The organism is Actinoplanes sp. NPDC051475 (assembly GCF_040689425.1).
In the GTDB taxonomy this organism is placed as follows: domain Bacteria; phylum Actinomycetota; class Actinomycetes; order Mycobacteriales; family Micromonosporaceae; genus Actinoplanes.
In genome coordinates, this window is the sequence record NZ_JBFAZZ010000007.1 from 206,725 (window position 1) to 222,438 (window position 15,714).

17 protein-coding genes are annotated in these 15,714 nt (G+C 71.9%); 7 read left to right on the forward strand and 10 right to left on the reverse strand.

Features of this window, described 5'->3' with window-relative positions:
- Nucleotides 1-139: 139 nt before the first annotated feature.
- Together AB0368_RS16845 and dut are read right to left on the reverse strand one after the other, a co-directional pair.
- Nucleotides 140-862 carry a DUF3710 domain-containing protein gene (locus AB0368_RS16845; RefSeq protein WP_366154786.1) on the reverse strand — a complete coding sequence of 241 codons (723 nt, stop codon included), beginning with the start codon at nucleotides 860-862 and terminating at the stop codon, nucleotides 140-142.
- A gap of 20 nt (nucleotides 863-882) precedes the next feature.
- The gene (gene dut, locus AB0368_RS16850) at nucleotides 883-1,374 is read right to left on the reverse strand and encodes a dUTP diphosphatase (protein WP_366154787.1); all 492 of its coding nucleotides are present in this window, start codon (nucleotides 1,372-1,374) and stop codon (nucleotides 883-885) included.
- Nucleotides 1,375-1,467: 93 nt separating this feature from the next.
- Here dut and AB0368_RS16855 point away from each other — a divergent pair, with 93 nt between their 5' ends.
- On the forward strand, nucleotides 1,468-1,950 hold the full coding sequence (locus AB0368_RS16855) for a DUF3093 domain-containing protein (RefSeq protein ID WP_366154788.1): 483 nt from the start codon (nucleotides 1,468-1,470) through the stop codon (nucleotides 1,948-1,950).
- Here the strand turns inward: AB0368_RS16855 and AB0368_RS16860 are convergent.
- On the reverse strand, nucleotides 1,937-2,707 hold the full coding sequence (locus tag AB0368_RS16860; RefSeq protein WP_366154920.1) for a hypothetical protein: 771 nt from the start codon (nucleotides 2,705-2,707) through the stop codon (nucleotides 1,937-1,939). The two genes, AB0368_RS16855 and AB0368_RS16860, sit on opposite strands and share 14 nt — an antisense overlap.
- Nucleotides 2,708-2,911: 204 nt before the next feature.
- Nucleotides 2,912-3,208, reverse strand: a complete 297-nt coding sequence (locus AB0368_RS16865) for a DUF4193 domain-containing protein (protein WP_023561654.1) — start codon at nucleotides 3,206-3,208, stop codon at nucleotides 2,912-2,914.
- Nucleotides 3,209-3,595: 387 nt separating this feature from the next.
- Between AB0368_RS16865 and AB0368_RS16870 the strand changes: the two genes are divergently transcribed.
- On the forward strand, nucleotides 3,596-4,135 hold the full coding sequence (locus AB0368_RS16870; protein ID WP_366154789.1) for a LytR C-terminal domain-containing protein: 540 nt from the start codon (nucleotides 3,596-3,598) through the stop codon (nucleotides 4,133-4,135).
- Between the two features lie 17 nt (nucleotides 4,136-4,152).
- Here AB0368_RS16870 and AB0368_RS16875 read toward each other — a convergent pair whose 3' ends face one another.
- Nucleotides 4,153-4,971: an inositol monophosphatase family protein gene (locus AB0368_RS16875; RefSeq protein WP_366154790.1), complete on the reverse strand. Its 819-nt coding sequence runs from the start codon at nucleotides 4,969-4,971 to the stop codon at nucleotides 4,153-4,155.
- A gap of 254 nt (nucleotides 4,972-5,225) precedes the next feature.
- Here AB0368_RS16875 and AB0368_RS16880 point away from each other — a divergent pair, with 254 nt between their 5' ends.
- Together AB0368_RS16880 and AB0368_RS16885 are read left to right on the forward strand one after the other, a co-directional pair.
- Nucleotides 5,226-6,773 carry an RNA polymerase sigma factor gene (locus AB0368_RS16880; protein ID WP_366154791.1) on the forward strand — a complete coding sequence of 516 codons (1,548 nt, stop codon included), beginning with the start codon at nucleotides 5,226-5,228 and terminating at the stop codon, nucleotides 6,771-6,773.
- A 498-nt stretch (nucleotides 6,774-7,271) separates the two neighbouring features.
- Nucleotides 7,272-7,511, forward strand: a complete 240-nt coding sequence (locus AB0368_RS16885) for a hypothetical protein (RefSeq protein ID WP_071805837.1) — start codon at nucleotides 7,272-7,274, stop codon at nucleotides 7,509-7,511.
- 96 nt (nucleotides 7,512-7,607) lie between these two features.
- Here the strand turns inward: AB0368_RS16885 and AB0368_RS16890 are convergent, their stop codons facing one another.
- The 3 genes from AB0368_RS16890 to AB0368_RS16900 form a co-directional block, all read right to left on the reverse strand.
- Nucleotides 7,608-9,338: a DEAD/DEAH box helicase gene (locus AB0368_RS16890; RefSeq protein WP_366154792.1), complete on the reverse strand. Its 1,731-nt coding sequence runs from the start codon at nucleotides 9,336-9,338 to the stop codon at nucleotides 7,608-7,610.
- 90 nt (nucleotides 9,339-9,428) lie between these two features.
- On the reverse strand, nucleotides 9,429-10,043 hold the full coding sequence (locus tag AB0368_RS16895) for a TRIC cation channel family protein (RefSeq protein WP_366154793.1): 615 nt from the start codon (nucleotides 10,041-10,043) through the stop codon (nucleotides 9,429-9,431).
- 16 nt (nucleotides 10,044-10,059) lie between these two features.
- Nucleotides 10,060-10,278, reverse strand: a complete 219-nt coding sequence (locus AB0368_RS16900) for a DUF3039 domain-containing protein (RefSeq protein WP_366154794.1) — start codon at nucleotides 10,276-10,278, stop codon at nucleotides 10,060-10,062.
- A 166-nt stretch (nucleotides 10,279-10,444) separates the two neighbouring features.
- Between AB0368_RS16900 and AB0368_RS16905 the strand changes: the two genes are divergently transcribed.
- Nucleotides 10,445-11,392 carry a pseudouridine-5'-phosphate glycosidase gene (locus AB0368_RS16905; RefSeq protein WP_366154921.1) on the forward strand — a complete coding sequence of 316 codons (948 nt, stop codon included), beginning with the start codon at nucleotides 10,445-10,447 and terminating at the stop codon, nucleotides 11,390-11,392.
- Nucleotides 11,389-12,279 carry a PfkB family carbohydrate kinase gene (locus tag AB0368_RS16910; RefSeq protein WP_366154795.1) on the forward strand — a complete coding sequence of 297 codons (891 nt, stop codon included), beginning with the start codon at nucleotides 11,389-11,391 and terminating at the stop codon, nucleotides 12,277-12,279. Before AB0368_RS16905 ends, AB0368_RS16910 begins: the two co-directional genes overlap by 4 nt.
- On the opposite strand, the gene AB0368_RS16915 is transcribed toward AB0368_RS16910, so the two are convergent.
- Nucleotides 12,276-12,620, reverse strand: a complete 345-nt coding sequence (locus tag AB0368_RS16915) for a DUF3099 domain-containing protein (protein WP_366154796.1) — start codon at nucleotides 12,618-12,620, stop codon at nucleotides 12,276-12,278. The two genes, AB0368_RS16910 and AB0368_RS16915, sit on opposite strands and share 4 nt — an antisense overlap.
- 171 nt (nucleotides 12,621-12,791) lie before the next feature.
- Here AB0368_RS16915 and AB0368_RS16920 point away from each other — a divergent pair, with 171 nt between their 5' ends.
- Nucleotides 12,792-15,116 carry a bifunctional diguanylate cyclase/phosphodiesterase gene (locus AB0368_RS16920; protein WP_366154797.1) on the forward strand — a complete coding sequence of 775 codons (2,325 nt, stop codon included), beginning with the start codon at nucleotides 12,792-12,794 and terminating at the stop codon, nucleotides 15,114-15,116.
- Here the strand turns inward: AB0368_RS16920 and AB0368_RS16925 are convergent.
- Complete coding sequence (locus AB0368_RS16925) at nucleotides 15,070-15,648, reverse strand: HhH-GPD-type base excision DNA repair protein (protein ID WP_366154798.1); 579 nt, start codon at nucleotides 15,646-15,648, stop codon at nucleotides 15,070-15,072. The two genes, AB0368_RS16920 and AB0368_RS16925, sit on opposite strands and share 47 nt — an antisense overlap.
- Between the last annotated feature and the right edge of the window lie 66 nt (nucleotides 15,649-15,714).

Genomic DNA, 15,714 nt, shown 5'->3' on the forward strand with positions numbered 1-15,714 from the left:
CCCTCGTGCCACCTCTGTCGGCAAGCCACGGTTTCCACCGGCGGGGGTACCGGCGGACGGCCCCAGTGTGAGCAGGGGCCGTCTCTCCACGGTACGCCGGAAGCGCCCCGGTGACCTGGGTCACCGGCGACGAATTCGATCACCTGCCCGCGTGGCGCCCGTTCACTCCGGGCATCTGCTGATTCGGGGCGACATCCGGCGGCGTCGGGTCCTCGTGCTCATGGTGGGCGTGCTCCTCGGCCACCTCGGCCATCTCGCGGGGCAACCGCAACGGCAACGCCTCGCGCACCGGCCGGGCCTCCTCGTCGCGGACGACGACCAGCCCGCGCAGGCACTCGCCGAGCACGCCCTCCTGCGCCGGGTCGGCCGCGGCCAGGCCCTGGAACAGGGCGCGCACCATCCAGCGCGGCCCGTCCACGCCGACGAAGCGCACGTCGGCCGGGCCGTCCGGGGTGTTCACCCGGGCCGTGAGCTCCACGCCCCACGGGCCCTCCAGCTCGCGCGGCGCGGCGCCGTCGGCCTTCATCGCGCCGGCGATCTCCTCGCGCACCTCGTCCCAGATGCCCTCGGTCCGCGGCGCCGCGAAGACACCCAGCTGCAGGGCGCTGTTGCCGTGCACGAGGACGATCTGCTCGACCCCGCCCTCGGGGTTCGCCTGCACGCGCACCTCGACCCCCTCGACCGCGGGGATCAGCAGGCTGCCGAGGTCGAGGCGCTGGACCCCCTCCGGCGCCTGCGCGCCGTCCCAGGGGCCGAACTCGGGCGCCGGCGGCAGGTCACCCATGCTCTGGGCGAGGGCCGCCGTCTGGGGCGCGTCGTCCGGGCGTACGTGCCGCGGGCCTCCGCGCTTGCGGGAGAACATCTGCTTGCCACCTTCCCGATCTAGAGCTGCTGCTGCGCCGGCTCGACCCCGGCCCTCGTACCCTGCTGCGGCAGGGCGCCGTGGCCACCGGTGGAACCGTGGCCACCCGTGCCGCGCGCGCTGTCGTCGAGCTCGTCGACGACGTGGAACACGGCCCGTTCGACCCGCTGGACGACAAGCTGGGCGATGCGGTCGCCCCGGGAGATCTTGACGGTGTTCTCCCGGTCGTGGTTGATGAGATTCACCAGGATCTCGCCGCGGTAACCGGCGTCGACCGTACCGGGCGCGTTGAGGACCGTCACACCCAGGCGAGCGGCCAGCCCGGAGCGCGGGTGCACCAGCCCGACGCAGCCCTCCGGCAGGGCCACGGCGACACCGGTCGGCACGCACTTCCACGCCCCCGGAGCGAGCTCCACGGTCTCGGCGGCGTACAGGTCGGCACCGGCGTCGCCGGGGTGCGCGTACGACGGCAGCGGCAGGCCGGGATCGAGGAGACGGACCTGGATGTCCACGGGCGGAAAGTCCTCACGTCGAGCGGATCGGGCGGCACTCACCCTGCCATCCTGCCGTCGCCGGGGACGGAGGCGCGCCGTACCCTCACCAGCGTGACATCCGAGCCCTCCGCACGCACGGCCCGGCCCACCCCGTACGCCGAGAAGCTGCGCGCCCCGTGGTGGATGTGGCCCTCCGCGGTGGGGGTCAGCGCCCTGCTCGCGGCCGAGATCTGGATGGGTAGCGACGGGCTGAGGGCATGGATGCCGTTCGCCGTGCTGCTGCCGCTGTCGGCGCTGCTGCCGTGGTGGCTGGGGCGGATCCGGGTGGCCGTCACGGCGACGGAGTTCCAGGTCGACGATGCCCGGCTGCCGGTCGCGGTGATCTCGGACGTGGTGGCGCTGGACGCCGACGGCAAGCGCGAGGCGCTGGGTGTCGGCTCGCACCCGCTGGCATTCGTGGTGCAGCGGCCGTGGATCAAGGGCGCGGTTCAGGTGGTCCTCGACGACCCGGCGGACCCGACCCCGTTCTGGGTGGTCAGCACCCGGCACCCGGTCGAGCTGGCGACCGCCCTGCTGGCGGCTAAGCGGGGTTGATCGGGCGCTTCCTGCGCAGATCCTTGACGAGCTTCTCGCCGAGCGAGCGGGTGGCCCGGCGGTTCAGGTAGCTGGCCACGGCCGCGCCGGTCAACAGCGGTCCCATCGTGGTCAGATTGCGCCCGAAGCGGCGTAGCAGCGTGCTCTGGAGCTCCTTGCGGGCCGCCGTGCCGAGCACGGTGGCGACCCCCACCCCGGGAACCAGGGGGTTCACGCCACGCTGGCCGGACCACGCCTGCACCAGCGACACCGACTTCTGCCCCGGGGAGCCGGGCACGGGCTGCCCGTACACCTCGTGCAGCTCGGCGATGAGCTTGAGCTCGACGGCGACCACGGCGACCGTCTCGGCGGCCAGCAGCACCGGCGCGGAGAGCAGGGTCGGAGCCGCGGCCCATTCGAGCGAGGCGACTCCGCCGCCGGCCGCACCGATCCCGGCGGTGGCCCGGGCGGCGTTGCGGATGAGACGCTCGGCGATCGCGTCTTCGTCCAGACCTTCGAAATGGCGGCGCAGCGTCGCCACATCACGGACCGGTACGTGCGGAGCGACGTCGGCGACCACATCGGCCATCCAGCGCATCGCCGCCCGCGGGCGGAACAGCCGGCCGAGTCCCCGCCGGCGCACCTCGCCGACCAACCGGCCGAGCAGATGCCGACGCTTGTCGGGCGCCAGGTCGTCGGCCGTCAGCGCGGCCACGGTGGCACCGATCCCGGCGTCCTCCGCGACCTGCTCCGGCGTCCGGACCGGGTCGACCTTCATGAGCTCATGCCCCGGCTCTGCGGTCGGTGCCGAGTTCTCATCTGGGCGGCTCATGGTGGTCGACCTCCCCGTCACGTCTGCCGTCGACGACCCTGTACCCAGTGAAGCAGGCGGGCACACGGGTCACACGCCACGCACCCCGTCAGGGGTGGCACGGCGCCCGGCCGTCGACGACGGCCGGGTGGTCCTGCTGCCAGGGCGCCGTCAGGCGCACTCGCGGCAGATCAGTTCCCCGTTGCGCTCGACCGCCAGCTGGCTGCGGTGATGCACGAGGAAACAGCGGGCGCAGCGGAACTCGTCGGTCTGCATCGGCAGCACCTTGACGGTCAGTTCCTCGTCGGCCAGGTCGGCGCCGGGGAGCTCGAAGCTCTCCGCCACCTCGACCTCGTCGACGTCCACTGCCCCCGACTGCGAGTCGGCGCGGCGGGCCTTGAGCTCCTCGAGGCTGTCCTCGCCGAGGTCGACCTCATCGCGACGCGGAGCGTCGTAGTCGGTGGCCATCGGATTTCACTCTCCTGTATCGATGTGTCACTTGGCGTAAGTAACGCCGGCGACGACGTTTCGGTTCCCGTTGCGACGGACTTTTCTCCCCGGCCCGGACAGCGGGGACGACCATCCGCCGAGGTGCCCCCATCCCCTCGTGAAACGACCCCGGCAAACGCGGCACCTTACCGCCCTCGTGGGACGCTTGTACGTCCATGGGCGGCCAATTGTTCCCGATGTGACTGAGGCGACATCAAAGTAGGGGGCCGACGGCGTGGATCATCGTCGCCGCGCCGGAAACATTCCCTCTTTCCGCGCGCCCGACAGCCAGACGCTAACCTCACCGGCAGACCCTTACGCCACGCGGCCACCGGCCTGCCCGCCCGACCCGGGAGTACTCCACCCATGAGCTTTGCGCGCGTCCGAGCGCTCGTCGTGGTCGGCGTACTCGCCGTCGCCGCCGTGGTCTTCGTCGTCGTCGCGCTGGTCCGCGACACCCAGGGCGGTGCGGTGGCCGGCGGCGGATGCCCCGACGGGTCGGTCATGGCCAACGTGACGCTGCCCGACGACCCGCAGCAGGTCACCGTCAAGGTCTACAACGGCACCGACCAGCCCGGCCTCGCCGACAACGTGACCAACGAGTTCAAGAACCGGCGCTTCCAGACCCAGAAGCCGGCCGAGAACAACAAGAAGGTCGACGGCGTCGCGGTCATGCGGTACGGCCCCGACGCGGTCGGCTCGGCGTGGCTGCTGCGGGCGTACTTCCTGAACCAGGCCGACCCGCAGTACAACCCCAAGCGCAAGGGCGCCGTGGTCGACATCGTCATCGGCAGCCAGTTCCAGCAGCTCGCCACCACGACCGAGGTGAACCAGTCGCTCGTGGAGCTGGGCGAGCCGCAGGTCCCGCCGGGTGCTTGCCCGGCACCGGACAAGAAGGACTCCTGACGGCCCGCCCGGTGCCGTCAGGGACCGCCGGCAGCGTCCAACTCCACGAGGACGTCGTGCAACGCGGGGAAGATCGCGGGCGGCGCCGCCACGAGCATCTCCAGGCCGGCCGGACGACCGTCGAGTCCGGACACGCGCAGGCCGGCCTCGGCCGCGACGAGCCCGCCCGCCGCGTGGTCCCAGGCGTTGAGCCCCTTCTCGAAGTACGCGTCGAGGCTGCCCTCCGCCGCCATGCACAGGTCCAGCGCGGCGGAACCGAAGCGTCGGATGTCGCGCACCCGGGTGATCAGGCCCGCCAGCACGGCGCCCTGATGCGCGCGGCGTGCCGGGTCGTAGCCGAAGCCGGTCCCGACGAGCGCCTGGTCGAGGGTCGTCCGAGCCGAGCCGGCCAACCGCCGGTCGCCACGCCACGCGCCGCCGCCCCGGGTGGCCGTCCACTCGTCGCCGGTCGCGGCGTTGCGTACCACGCCGGCGACGACGGTGCCGTTCACCTCCGCCGCGAGGGACACCGCGTACTGCGGGAGGCCGTAGAGGTAGTTCACCGTGCCGTCGATCGGGTCCAGGATCCAGCGGATCCCGCCGGCGGCTGCGGTGCTGTCGCCGTACTCCTCGCCCAGCACGCCGTCGCCCGGCCGCTCGCGCCGCAGCGCCTGCACCACCTGCCGCTCGACGGCCTTGTCGGCCGCCGTCACCACGTCGGTGTCGGTGCTCTTGGTCTGCACGTCCGTGATCGCCTCGGTGCGCATGCGCCGGGCCGTCTCAGCGGCCTCCCGCGCGATCCGTACGGCGATCGCCAGCAACTCGTCCGGCGTCGGTTCCCCGGCGTCATCCGCCACTTCACACCGCCCTTTCAGCAGCTACCATTCTCTCGCCCGGCAGCTCACGGGAGGTCGGCGACCCCCCGCGGCGTGCTGCGGCGGGAGGATCTCGCTGGACGGCGCTACAATTCACCCCTGCCCACGCTTCACGGACACCGCCTGCAAGCCCCGTCCGCGTCCCGCGGGCTCCCACACCACACCGGCCAGCCTCGTTTCGCCGCGTGCTGCGCTGGGCCCATGGCCGTGTTTCATCGCCCTCCGGAAGGTCATTCGTGACAGAAGCCCACCAGACCGGTGCCGACGTTCGCTCTCTCACCGAGGCCCTGATCGCCCACGCGCAGGGTGCGGGTGGGCAGATCACGTCGGCCGAGGTCGTGCAGACGGTCGAGTCCGCCGAGGTGACACCGGCCCAGGCCAAGAAGATCCTCCGCGCCCTCGTGGACGCGGGCGTCACGGTCGTCGTGGACGGCTCGGCGAGCACCCGCCGCCGGGTGGCCGCCGCCCGGGCCGCGACCCCGGCCTCGAAGGCCACCACCGCCAAGGCGACCCGCGCCCCGGCCAAGAAGGCCGCCCCGGCGCAGGCCTCGGCCGAGGGCGACGCTGCCGCCTCTCCGGCCACCGCCGCCAAGAAGGCCGCCGCCAAGAAGGCCGCTCCGGCGAAGAAGACCGCCGGCCCGGCGAAGGCGACCAAGGCCGGCGAGGGCGAGCCCGCCGACGGCGAGGAGATCGATCCCGAGGAACTCGCCGCCGACATCGAGGACGTCGTCGTGGAGGAACCGCCCGCCCTGGTGCAGGCCGCCGCCACCGACGCCGCCAGCTCGGCCACCGACGGCGACTTCGAGTGGGACGACGAGGAGTCGGAGGCGCTCAAGCAGGCCCGCCGCGACGCCGAGCTGACCGCCTCGGCCGACTCCGTCCGCGCCTACCTGAAGCAGATCGGCAAGGTCCCCCTGCTGAACGCGGAGCAGGAGGTCGAGCTCGCCAAGCGCATCGAGGCGGGCCTGTACGCGGCCGAGCGCCTGCGCGCCTGCGAGGAGGGCGAGGAGAAGCTCGACCGTAACTTCGAGCGTGACCTGCGCTGGATCGGGCGGGACGGCGAACGCGCCAAGAACCACCTGCTCGAGGCCAACCTGCGCCTCGTGGTGTCGCTGGCCAAGCGCTACACCGGCCGCGGCATGGCCTTCCTCGACCTCATCCAGGAAGGCAACCTCGGCCTGATCCGCGCGGTCGAGAAGTTCGACTACACCAAGGGCTACAAGTTCTCCACGTACGCCACCTGGTGGATCCGCCAGGCCATCACCCGCGCCATGGCCGACCAGGCCCGCACCATCCGCATCCCGGTGCACATGGTCGAGGTCATCAACAAGCTGGGCCGCATCCAGCGCGAACTCCTCCAGGACCTGGGCCGCGAGCCCACCCCGGAGGAGCTGGCCAAGGAAATGGACATCACCCCGGAGAAGGTGCTGGAGATCCAGCAATACGCCCGGGAGCCCATCTCGCTGGACCAGACCATCGGCGACGAGGGCGACAGCCAGCTGGGTGACTTCATCGAGGACTCCGAGGCCGTCGTCGCGGTCGACGCGGTGTCGTTCTCGCTGCTGCAGGACCAGCTCCAGCAGGTGTTGCAGACCCTCTCCGAGCGTGAGGCGGGCGTGGTCCGGCTGCGCTTCGGCCTGACCGACGGCCAGCCGCGCACGCTGGACGAGATCGGCCAGGTGTACGGGGTGACCCGCGAGCGCATCCGGCAGATCGAGTCCAAGACGATGTCGAAGCTGCGCCACCCGTCGCGGTCGCAGGTGCTTCGCGACTACCTGGACTGAGGCGTCCCGGCTCTGCCGGGTGTGCGGCCGTACGGCGGTCCGCTGGTGGGTGCTGTGCAGACAGGCCACCGGCGGACCTCGCTGTCCCGGACGGGTTCGCGACTCTGCGTGCTGGGGCGTGGCGGGCGGGGTCTACTCTGCCCAGGGGCGAGGTGCGCGACAGCCGGTGTCCCAGGACTTCGGGAAGGACCGGCGAGTCCAAGATCAGCTTTCCGGGACTGAACACGGACAGCTTGATCGATACTGGACGACCGGTCATTCAGTCAACACTGCGTGCCCTTTTGGTCACCACTCGTACATCATCCGGTGGTGATCAGACCGTTGTGCAGAAGTGATCGTTGACGTGGCACCCTTGGGGCACGGCACACTAGCCGGACCACGTGTGACTTGGGTCCCCCCAGGGCACTGTGGGAAGGCTGCAAGGGCCAAGGGTGTTGCACGATGGGTGAGCAGTAGCCGAGGAACATGTTCATCGGTGACGACCAGAGGAGGAAGGCGATGACCCCGACTCTCACGCCGCCGGCGGGAAGCGTGGCCGGAACAGCAGCCGATGAACGGTGCGACCGCTGCAACGCAGCCGGGAAGCTCCGTTTGACCCTGGCTGGTGGCGGCGAGCTGGTGTTCTGCGGACACCACGCCAACCGGTACGCCGAGGACCTGGTGAAGATCGCGGTGCAGTACGCGGCCGACCCCGAGTTCACGTGGCGCGGCGCGGAAATGATGTCTAACTCCAACTAATCCCCAGATAGACAGCGGAAGGGCGTCCCGGTGTGGGGCGCCCTTTTCCCATGCCCACCGGCCGCCGGAGAACGGCTTCCGGGGTGCGGGGTCCGCTCAGAGGGTCTGGACCGTCGCGATCCGCTCCTCGAGCTGCTCGATGGTCGCCTGGGCGCTCGGCGGCCCCCCGCACAGCCGCCGCAGCTCCGCGTGGATCTTCCCGTGCGGCAGGTTGGTGCGATGGTGGTGGGCGGCCACCAGGGTGTTCAGCTGGCGCCGCAGCGCCACCCGGCGTTCCGCCGCGCTCATCGTCGCCACCGGCTCGCGGGGGGCCGGTACGGCGTCCTTGGGGGCCGTAGCGGCCGCTCGCTTCTGCGCCGCGATCTGCTCCGCCTGGCGCTTGTTCAGCAGGACCGCCACCTGGTCCGGGCTCAGCAGCCCCGGCAGCCCCAGGTATTCCTCCTCCTCGGGCGTGCCCGTACGGGCTCCCGTGCCGAAGGAAGCGCCGTCGTAGATGACCTGGTCCAGTTCCGCCGTGGCGGACAGGGCCTCGAAGCGCTTCTCGAGCTCACCCTCGGCGTCCTCGGCCCGCTGGGCTCGTTCGAGGAGGGCGTCGTCGAGGCCGTCGGGGTCCTTGGGGGCGCCGAGGATGTGGTCGCGCTGCGCTTCCATCTCGCTGGCGAGACCGAGCAGGTGCGGGACGCTGGGCAGGAAGACCGTCGCCGTCTCGCCCTGGCGGCGGGCGCGGACGAAGCGGCCGATCGCCTGGGCGAAGTAGAGCGGGGTGGAAGCGCTGGTCGCGTACACGCCGACGGCCAGGCGGGGGATGTCGACGCCCTCGGAGACCATGCGGACCGCGACCAGCCAGCGTTGTTCGGAGGCCGCGAACTGGGCGATGCGGGCCGAGGCCCCCTGGTCGTCGGAGAGGACCACGACCGCCTTCTCGCCGCTGATCTCGTCGATGAGCTTCGCGTAAGCCCGGGCGGTCTGCTGGTCGCTCGCGATGATCAGGCCGCCCGCGTCCGTCATGCCGTGCGAGCGCAGCCGGGACAGGCGGGCGTCGGCGGCGCGGAGGACCTGCGGCATCCAGTCGCCGCGGTGGTCCAGGGCGGTGCGCCAGGCCTGGGCTACCAGGTCCTTGGTCATCGGCTCGCCGAGACGGGCGGCCAGTTCGTCGCCCGCGCTGGTGCGCCAGCGGGTCTCGCCCGAGTACGCGAGGAAGATCACCGGGCGGACGACGCCGTCGCGCAGGGCGTCGCTGTAGCCGTACACCGAGTCGGAGCGGGAGCGTTGCAGGCCGTCCTGGCCGCGCTCGTAGTCGACGAAGGGGATGGGGTTCTCGTCGGAGCGGAACGGGGTTCCCGTCAGCATCAGGCGGCGCTCGGCCTCGTCGAAGGCCTGCTTGACGCCGTCGCCCCAGGTGCGGGAGTCGCCGGCGTGGTGGATCTCGTCGAGGATGACCATCGTGGGGCGGGTCATGGTCCGCCGCCGGTGCACGGCCGGCGCCATGCCGACCTGGGCGTACGTGAGCACGGCCCCGTGGAAGTCGCGCGCGCTGTGCACGTCGGCGTTGCGGAACGCCGAGTCGAGCTGGATGCCCACCCGCGCCGCGGCAGTCGACCACTGGGTCTTCAGGTGCTCCGTGGGGCAGACCACGGTGACCGCCTCGATGGTGCCGTCACAGAGCAGCTCCGCCGCGATGCGCAGGGCGAAGGTGGTCTTGCCGGCGCCCGGGGTCGCGACCGCCATGAAGTCCGAGGACCGTTTGCGCAGGTAACGCACCAGCGCCTTGCGCTGCCAGTCGCGCAGCGGGGGGAAGGTCTCCAGGTTCGGCAACGGCGGGCTCAAGCTGCGACGATCCCTTCCACTCACACAAACGCCCCCGCGGACTGCCGCGGAGGCTGACCCCAGCATAGCGGCGGGGGCCGACAGGAACGGCTACGGCACGGCCACGGGGGCCGACCACCGGCGGTACAGGGCGAGCATGCGTACCGCCGTCATGCCGGCGGCCGCGGCGGCCAGGGTGACCGGGTCGGCGACATCGAGCCAGCTCAGCACGGTGACCGCGACGGCGCCGCCGAGGGCGACCACCGCGTAGATCTCGCGCTGGAGCACCGCGGGGATCTCTGCGGTGAGCAGATCGCGGGCCACTCCGCCGCCGATCCCCGTGAGCATGCCCACCAAACAGGCACCCACGGGCGGCACGCCGGCGTCGAGGGCCTTCAGGGTGCCGGTGACCGTGAACAGGCCGAGACCGGCCGCGTCGAGCAGCAGGACGCCGCGACGGAGCCGGTTGAGCTGCGGGTGCAGCCAGAAGACGGCGAGGGAGGCCGCGACGGCGGTGAGGGCGTACCGCCAGTCGGCGAAGGCCAGCGGCGGCACGGCGTCGATGACCAGATCGCGCAGGATCCCGCCGCCGAGCGCCGCGACGAAGCCGACGAAGGCCACGCCGAACAGGTCGAGGCGCTTCGCGACCGCGGCGCTGGCGCCGGAGGCCGCGAAGACCGCCACTCCGATCAGGTCCGCGACGAGCAGGCTGTAGCTTCCCGGCAACGTACGGACCCCCCGATCAGAGCTGCATCGACTCGTAGATCTCCTTGCACTGCGGGCACACCGGAGAACCCGGCTTCGGCGACTTCGTCACCGGAAACTTCTCCCCGCAGAGAGCTTCCACGAAGGTGCCCATGACGGCGCTCTCGGCGATCTTCTCCTTGCGCACGTAGTGAAACATCTCCGGCCCGGTGTCGGCGTCTTTCGTCTCCGGGCGCTCGAGGATCTGCGTGCTCACGGCATCTGCCTCTCGTCGGTAACCAAGTTCTGCCCGCCACGTGCCCCCCGGTCTCCGCGGCAGAAGCTCCAACCCGCAAGTCTGACACCTCACGCCTGGTCGGTCCAACGACGGTCGCCCGCGGCGGCGCCGTACCGTTGCCATCGTGACCGATTCCACGCGGCCGGTGGGCCGCTTCACCATCCGTTACGGCGACCACGTGACCCGGGCCCGCCGCGACGGCCGCCCGGTGGTGGCGCTGGAGAGCACGATCGTCTCGCACGGCCTGCCCCGCCCGGACAACCTGCGGGTCGCCCGCGAGATCGAGCAGACGGTACGGGACAACGGCGCCGTACCCGCCACGATCGGGATGATCGGGGGCGAACTGATCGTCGGCCTGGACGACTCGCAGATCGAGCACCTGGCCGGCGCCGACGGCGTCGCCAAGCTCTCCATGCGCGACCTGGCCGTCGCTGCCGCGTCGGGGGCCGACGGCGCCACGACCGTCGCCGCCACGAGCGCGGTGGCCGCGGCGGCCGACATCGGCGTGTTCGCGACCGGGGGTCTCGGCGGCGTGCACCGCGAGGCGAGCGCGACGTTCGACGAGTCGGCCGACCTGACCACGCTGGCCCGGACCCCGATCGTCGTGGTCTGCGCCGGGGTCAAGTCGATCCTCGACGTCGGCGCCACCCTGGAACGCCTCGAGACCCTGGGCGTGTCCGTCGCCGGGTACGGCACCCGCCGCTTCCCCGGCTTCTTCGTCACCGACGGCGGCTTCGACGTGGACTGGGAGCTCGGCTCCCCCGCGCAGGTGGCGGCCGTGATGGCGGCCCGGGAGGAGCAGGGCGTGGGCGCCGGTGCGCTGGTGCTCGGCAATCCGCTGCCGGTGGACGAGCAGCTCGATCCGGAGCTGCACGACCGCACCCTCGCCGAGGGGCTGGAGCTGCTGGCCCGGGACGGCGTCACCGGCAAGGAAGTGACGCCGTTCCTGCTCGCGCACTTCCACAGCAGCACCGAGGGCAAGAGTCTGGAGGTCAACGTCCGGATCATCCTGCGCAACGCCGCGCTGGCCGCGCAGATCGCCGCGGCGGCCACCCCGGCACACCCGGCGCTCGGTTTCGCGCTTCCGGGGTGAGCGGGCGGCAAGGGCAGGTCATCGTCGTCGGTGATCTGGTCACCGACGTACTGATCGTGCAGGCCGGGCCGCTCGCCGCCGGGTCGGACACCGATGCGCGGATCCGCGTCGGCGGGGGCGGCCAGGCGGCGAACACGGCCGCCTGGCTGGCCCGCACCGGCGCGGCGGTGACTCTGGTCGCGGCGGTCGGCGACGACACCGCAGGGCGGGAGCGGGTCGCCGAGCTGGCCGCCGCCGGGGTGACTTGCGCGGTGCGGCGGCACGCGGGCGCGGCGACCGGCAGCGTCGTGGTGCTCAGCTCCCCCGAGGAGCGCACGATGATCACGGACCGGGGTGCGGCGCTGCTGCTGGACCCCGCGGACGTCACGGCGGCGGTCAGGGAGGTTCCGGACGCGGTGCACCTGCACCTGTCCGGCTATCCGCTGCTGCACGCGGGCTCCCGGCCGGGCGGGCTGGCAGCGCTGGCAGCGGCCCGCGAGCGGGGGCTCACCACCAGCGTCGACGCGGCCTCCGCGGCACCCTTGCGGCGGTCGGGTGACTTCCTCGATCTGGTACGCGGCACCGACCTGCTGCTGTGCAACGCCGACGAGGCGGACGTGCTGGCCGGGCCCGGGCGGCCGGAGGACCAGGCAGGGTTCCTCACCGCCTCCGCCCGGAACGTGATCGTCAAGCGTGGCGGCGACGGCGCTGTCTGGAGAGTCCGGGACGGGGTGTTGCGGTCGGTCACGGGTGTCCGCGTACCGTCGATCGATCCGACCGGAGCGGGTGACGCCTTCGCTGCGGGCCTGCTCCGGGCATGGTGTTCCGGCGCGGAGCCGCAGGCCGCGCTGGAAGCCGGAGCGGCACTCGGCGCGGCGGCCGTGCAGCAGGTCGGCGCGCGGCCCTAAGGCTCGAGGTCGATGGTGCGAGGCGCGGGGTCCGGCGGCTCCTCCAAGGCGCGCGGGGAGGGCTCCGGGCGAGGAGCCGGCGGGTGGGCCCGGCTCTTCGGAGGGCGATCGTTGGCGATCAGGACGGCCGCCCAGGGCAGGAAGACCATCCCGGCAGCACAGAGGATCAGCCACAGCGAGAGCAACGGGGGCCGGACGCTGATCAGGATGGCGCCGGCGATGAGGCACCCGGCGCGCACGGCCATCATCGAGACGTAGCGGATCTCGCGGCTGCGGAGCTGGTCGCTCTGGCTTCGGGCGGCGTCGGTGATCAGCACCGGCCGCTCCGGCGGCTTCTTCACCGGCCCATCCTTGCACCGCGGCGACCCCGGGGACCAGAATCGACGCAGCGCAGATGCGGGCGGTCCGTCCGGTTCCTTCATTCCGGCGCCCGGCGACCGATCTAGAGATCTGTGCGGATCACCACACCGGTCTTGCAGCGACGCCGAAGGGCCGGCGTCGCGCTAGTGGTCGTGGTGGCATTGATCGGCATCGCCGCGTCGTGGGCTGCCGCGCTCAACGCCCGCGCCGCCGAGCAGCGCTATGCCGCCCAGCTCATGGACCGCTACACCAGCGATCTCACCCGGGCGATCAACACCGAGATCCAACGGTACAGCGACACGCTCACCGACGTGGCGATCGCCCTCGGAGCCCAGACCGACCTCACCGGCGACGACTTCACGTGGATCACGTCCAAGGTGAGCAACCGCCGCCTGCCCGGCGCGACATCCCTCGGCTTCGTCGTCTCCGCGCAGGACACCGGCGTCAAATCCCTCGAAGGCTTCTGGCGCGAGCAGGGCGCCCACGACCTGCGGCTCCAACCCATCGGCAGCGGCATGGAGCACACCTTCATGGTGTTCACCCGCTCGTTCGACGGCTCGGTGGTCAAGGCGGGCTGGGACCTCAACTCCGCTCCCGAGGTGGACAAGACCCTGGACGAGGCGCGGATCATCGGCGGGCTCGCGGTCAGCCGGGCGTACGTGTTCCCCGAGGACCGGAACCTGCCCGTGGCGGAGCAGCAGCAGTCGGTCACCCTCGCCGTGCCGGTGTACTTCCTGGGCGGCACCTTCCGCGGCTGGCTGACCATGGGCGTGCACGGGGGCGACCTGCTGAACGAGACCCTGCGTACGCAGTCGCACGGCGCGGTCAGCGCCGAGCTCATCGACCCGAACGGCGCCGGCGACGGTTCCATCGCCCGGTCGGCCACGAACGACGCCCGCCCGTCCCAGGCGTTGAACCGCGTGTCGTACATCGGCGCCGGGCTGCGCACCTGGACGCTGCGGATCCACCCGACCGCCCTGCTGCTGCAGGAGTCCGACCGCGGCATCGTGCGTTCCACCTGGGGCGTCGCCCTGACCATCGCCCTGCTGCTGACGGCGCTCGTCGGCCTGCTCACCGGAGCCCGGAACCGGGCGATGAGCAAGGTCGACGCCGCCACGGCCGCGCTGCGCCTCGACATCGAGCGCCGCCAGGAGGTCGAGACCAAACTGCGGCAGCGGGAGAACGAGCTGCAGCAGATGGCGTTGCACGACCCCCTCACCGGGCTCGCCAACCGGGCCGGCCTGGACGCCCGGCTGGCCCGCACGGTCGGGCGCCGGGAGGACGTGGCGCTGCTGCTCATCGACCTGGACGACTTCAAGCTGGTCAACGACGCGTACGGGCACGCCGCGGGCGACACCATGCTGACCGAGTTCGCGCACATCCTGCGCTCGGCCGTACGGACCGAGGACCTGGCGGCCCGCATCGGCGGGGACGAGTTCGTGGTGCTGCTCACCGACATGCCGGACGACGACGGGGGTGTCACCGCCGCCCAGCGCATCCTGGCCGCTGCCGCGGCGTCGCCGGTCCGCCTGGGCGAGGACACCGTGCCGGTGCGCGCAAGCGTCGGCGTGGCCACCTCCCGCGTCGGCGACACCCCGAAGGAACTCCTGCGCCGCGCCGACATCGCGATGTACCAGGCGAAGCACCTCGGTACGCACGGCGTCCAGCTGCACGACCCGTCGATGAGCGACCGCCGCGCCGCCGACGCCCAGCTCGGCGAGGACCTGGCCGGCGCGGTCGAGCGCGGCGAACTGACCCTGCTCTACCAGCCGCTGGTCGACCTCTCCGACAGCCGCCCGATCGGGGTGGAGGCGCTGGTCCGCTGGCAGCACCCGACCCTCGGCGTGGTGTCGCCGGCCCAGTTCATTCCGATCGCCGAACGCAACGGCACCATCAGCGGTCTCGGCCTTTGGGTCCTCGAGGAGGCGTGCGCCCAGGTCGTGGGATGGGACGCCGACACGTACGTCAGCGTCAACCTGTCCCCGCGGCAGCTCCAGGAGCCGACGCTCGTACAGGACGTGCTCGACGTCCTGCACCGCACCGACCTCGAGCCCGCCCGCCTGGTTCTGGAGATCACCGAGTCGGCGCTGGTCGACGACTCCGCGGGCATCAGCATGCTGGCCGCGTTCCGCGAGCACGGCATCCGGGTGGCGATCGACGACTTCGGCACGGGCTACTCGTCGCTGCACTACCTGACCCGGCTGCCCGTCGACATCCTCAAGATCGACCGCAGCTTCGTGGCGGAGCTGAACGGCACCCCGGAGGGCGCCGGCATCACCGAGGCGATCCTGCGCCTCAGCCACGCCCTGCACCTCACCACGGTCGCGGAGGGCATCGAGACCACCGAGCAGGCCACCGAGCTCCAGCTGCTCGGCTGCGGCGTCGGCCAGGGTTACCTCTTCGCCCCGCCGCTGCCCCCGCAGGAGATGCTCAGCCTGCTGGCACGCTCTTCGCCGCCGCCTTCATCTCTTTCTTGAACGCGCGGACCTTGCCCAGCGACTCGCCGTCCACGATGTCGGCCACCGACCGGTAGGCGCCTGCTTCGCCGTACGCGCCCGCGGCCTCCCGCCAGCCCGAGGGCTGGACGCCGTACTGCTTGCCGAGCAGGGCGGCGAAGATCTGCGACTTCTGCTTGCCGAAGCCGGGCAGGGCGCCGATCCGCTTGACGAGCTCCTTGCCGTCCGCGGCGTCGTTCCACAGGTTCGCGGCCTCGCCCTCGTACGTGCCGACGAGCGCCCGGCACACCTCCTGCACCCGCGCCGCCATCGCCTTGGGGAAGCGGTGCAGGGCGGGCGGCTTGGCGAAGATCGCGATCAGCGCGTCCGGGTCGAACGCGGCGAGCTCCTCGGCGGTGGGGACGTGACCGAGCCGCTGCGCGAGGACGTACGGCGAGCTGAACGCCTTCTCCAGCGGGATCTGCTGGTCCAGCACCATGCCGATGAGCAGGGCCAGCGGGTCGGTGGAGAGCAGCTTGTTGGCCTCGGCGTCGATGGGCAGGGAGAGCGTCATGGCGCACATCCTATGGACTTCCGGGTGCCGATCGTGCAACCTCTAGGTTGTCTAGACGACCTGGAG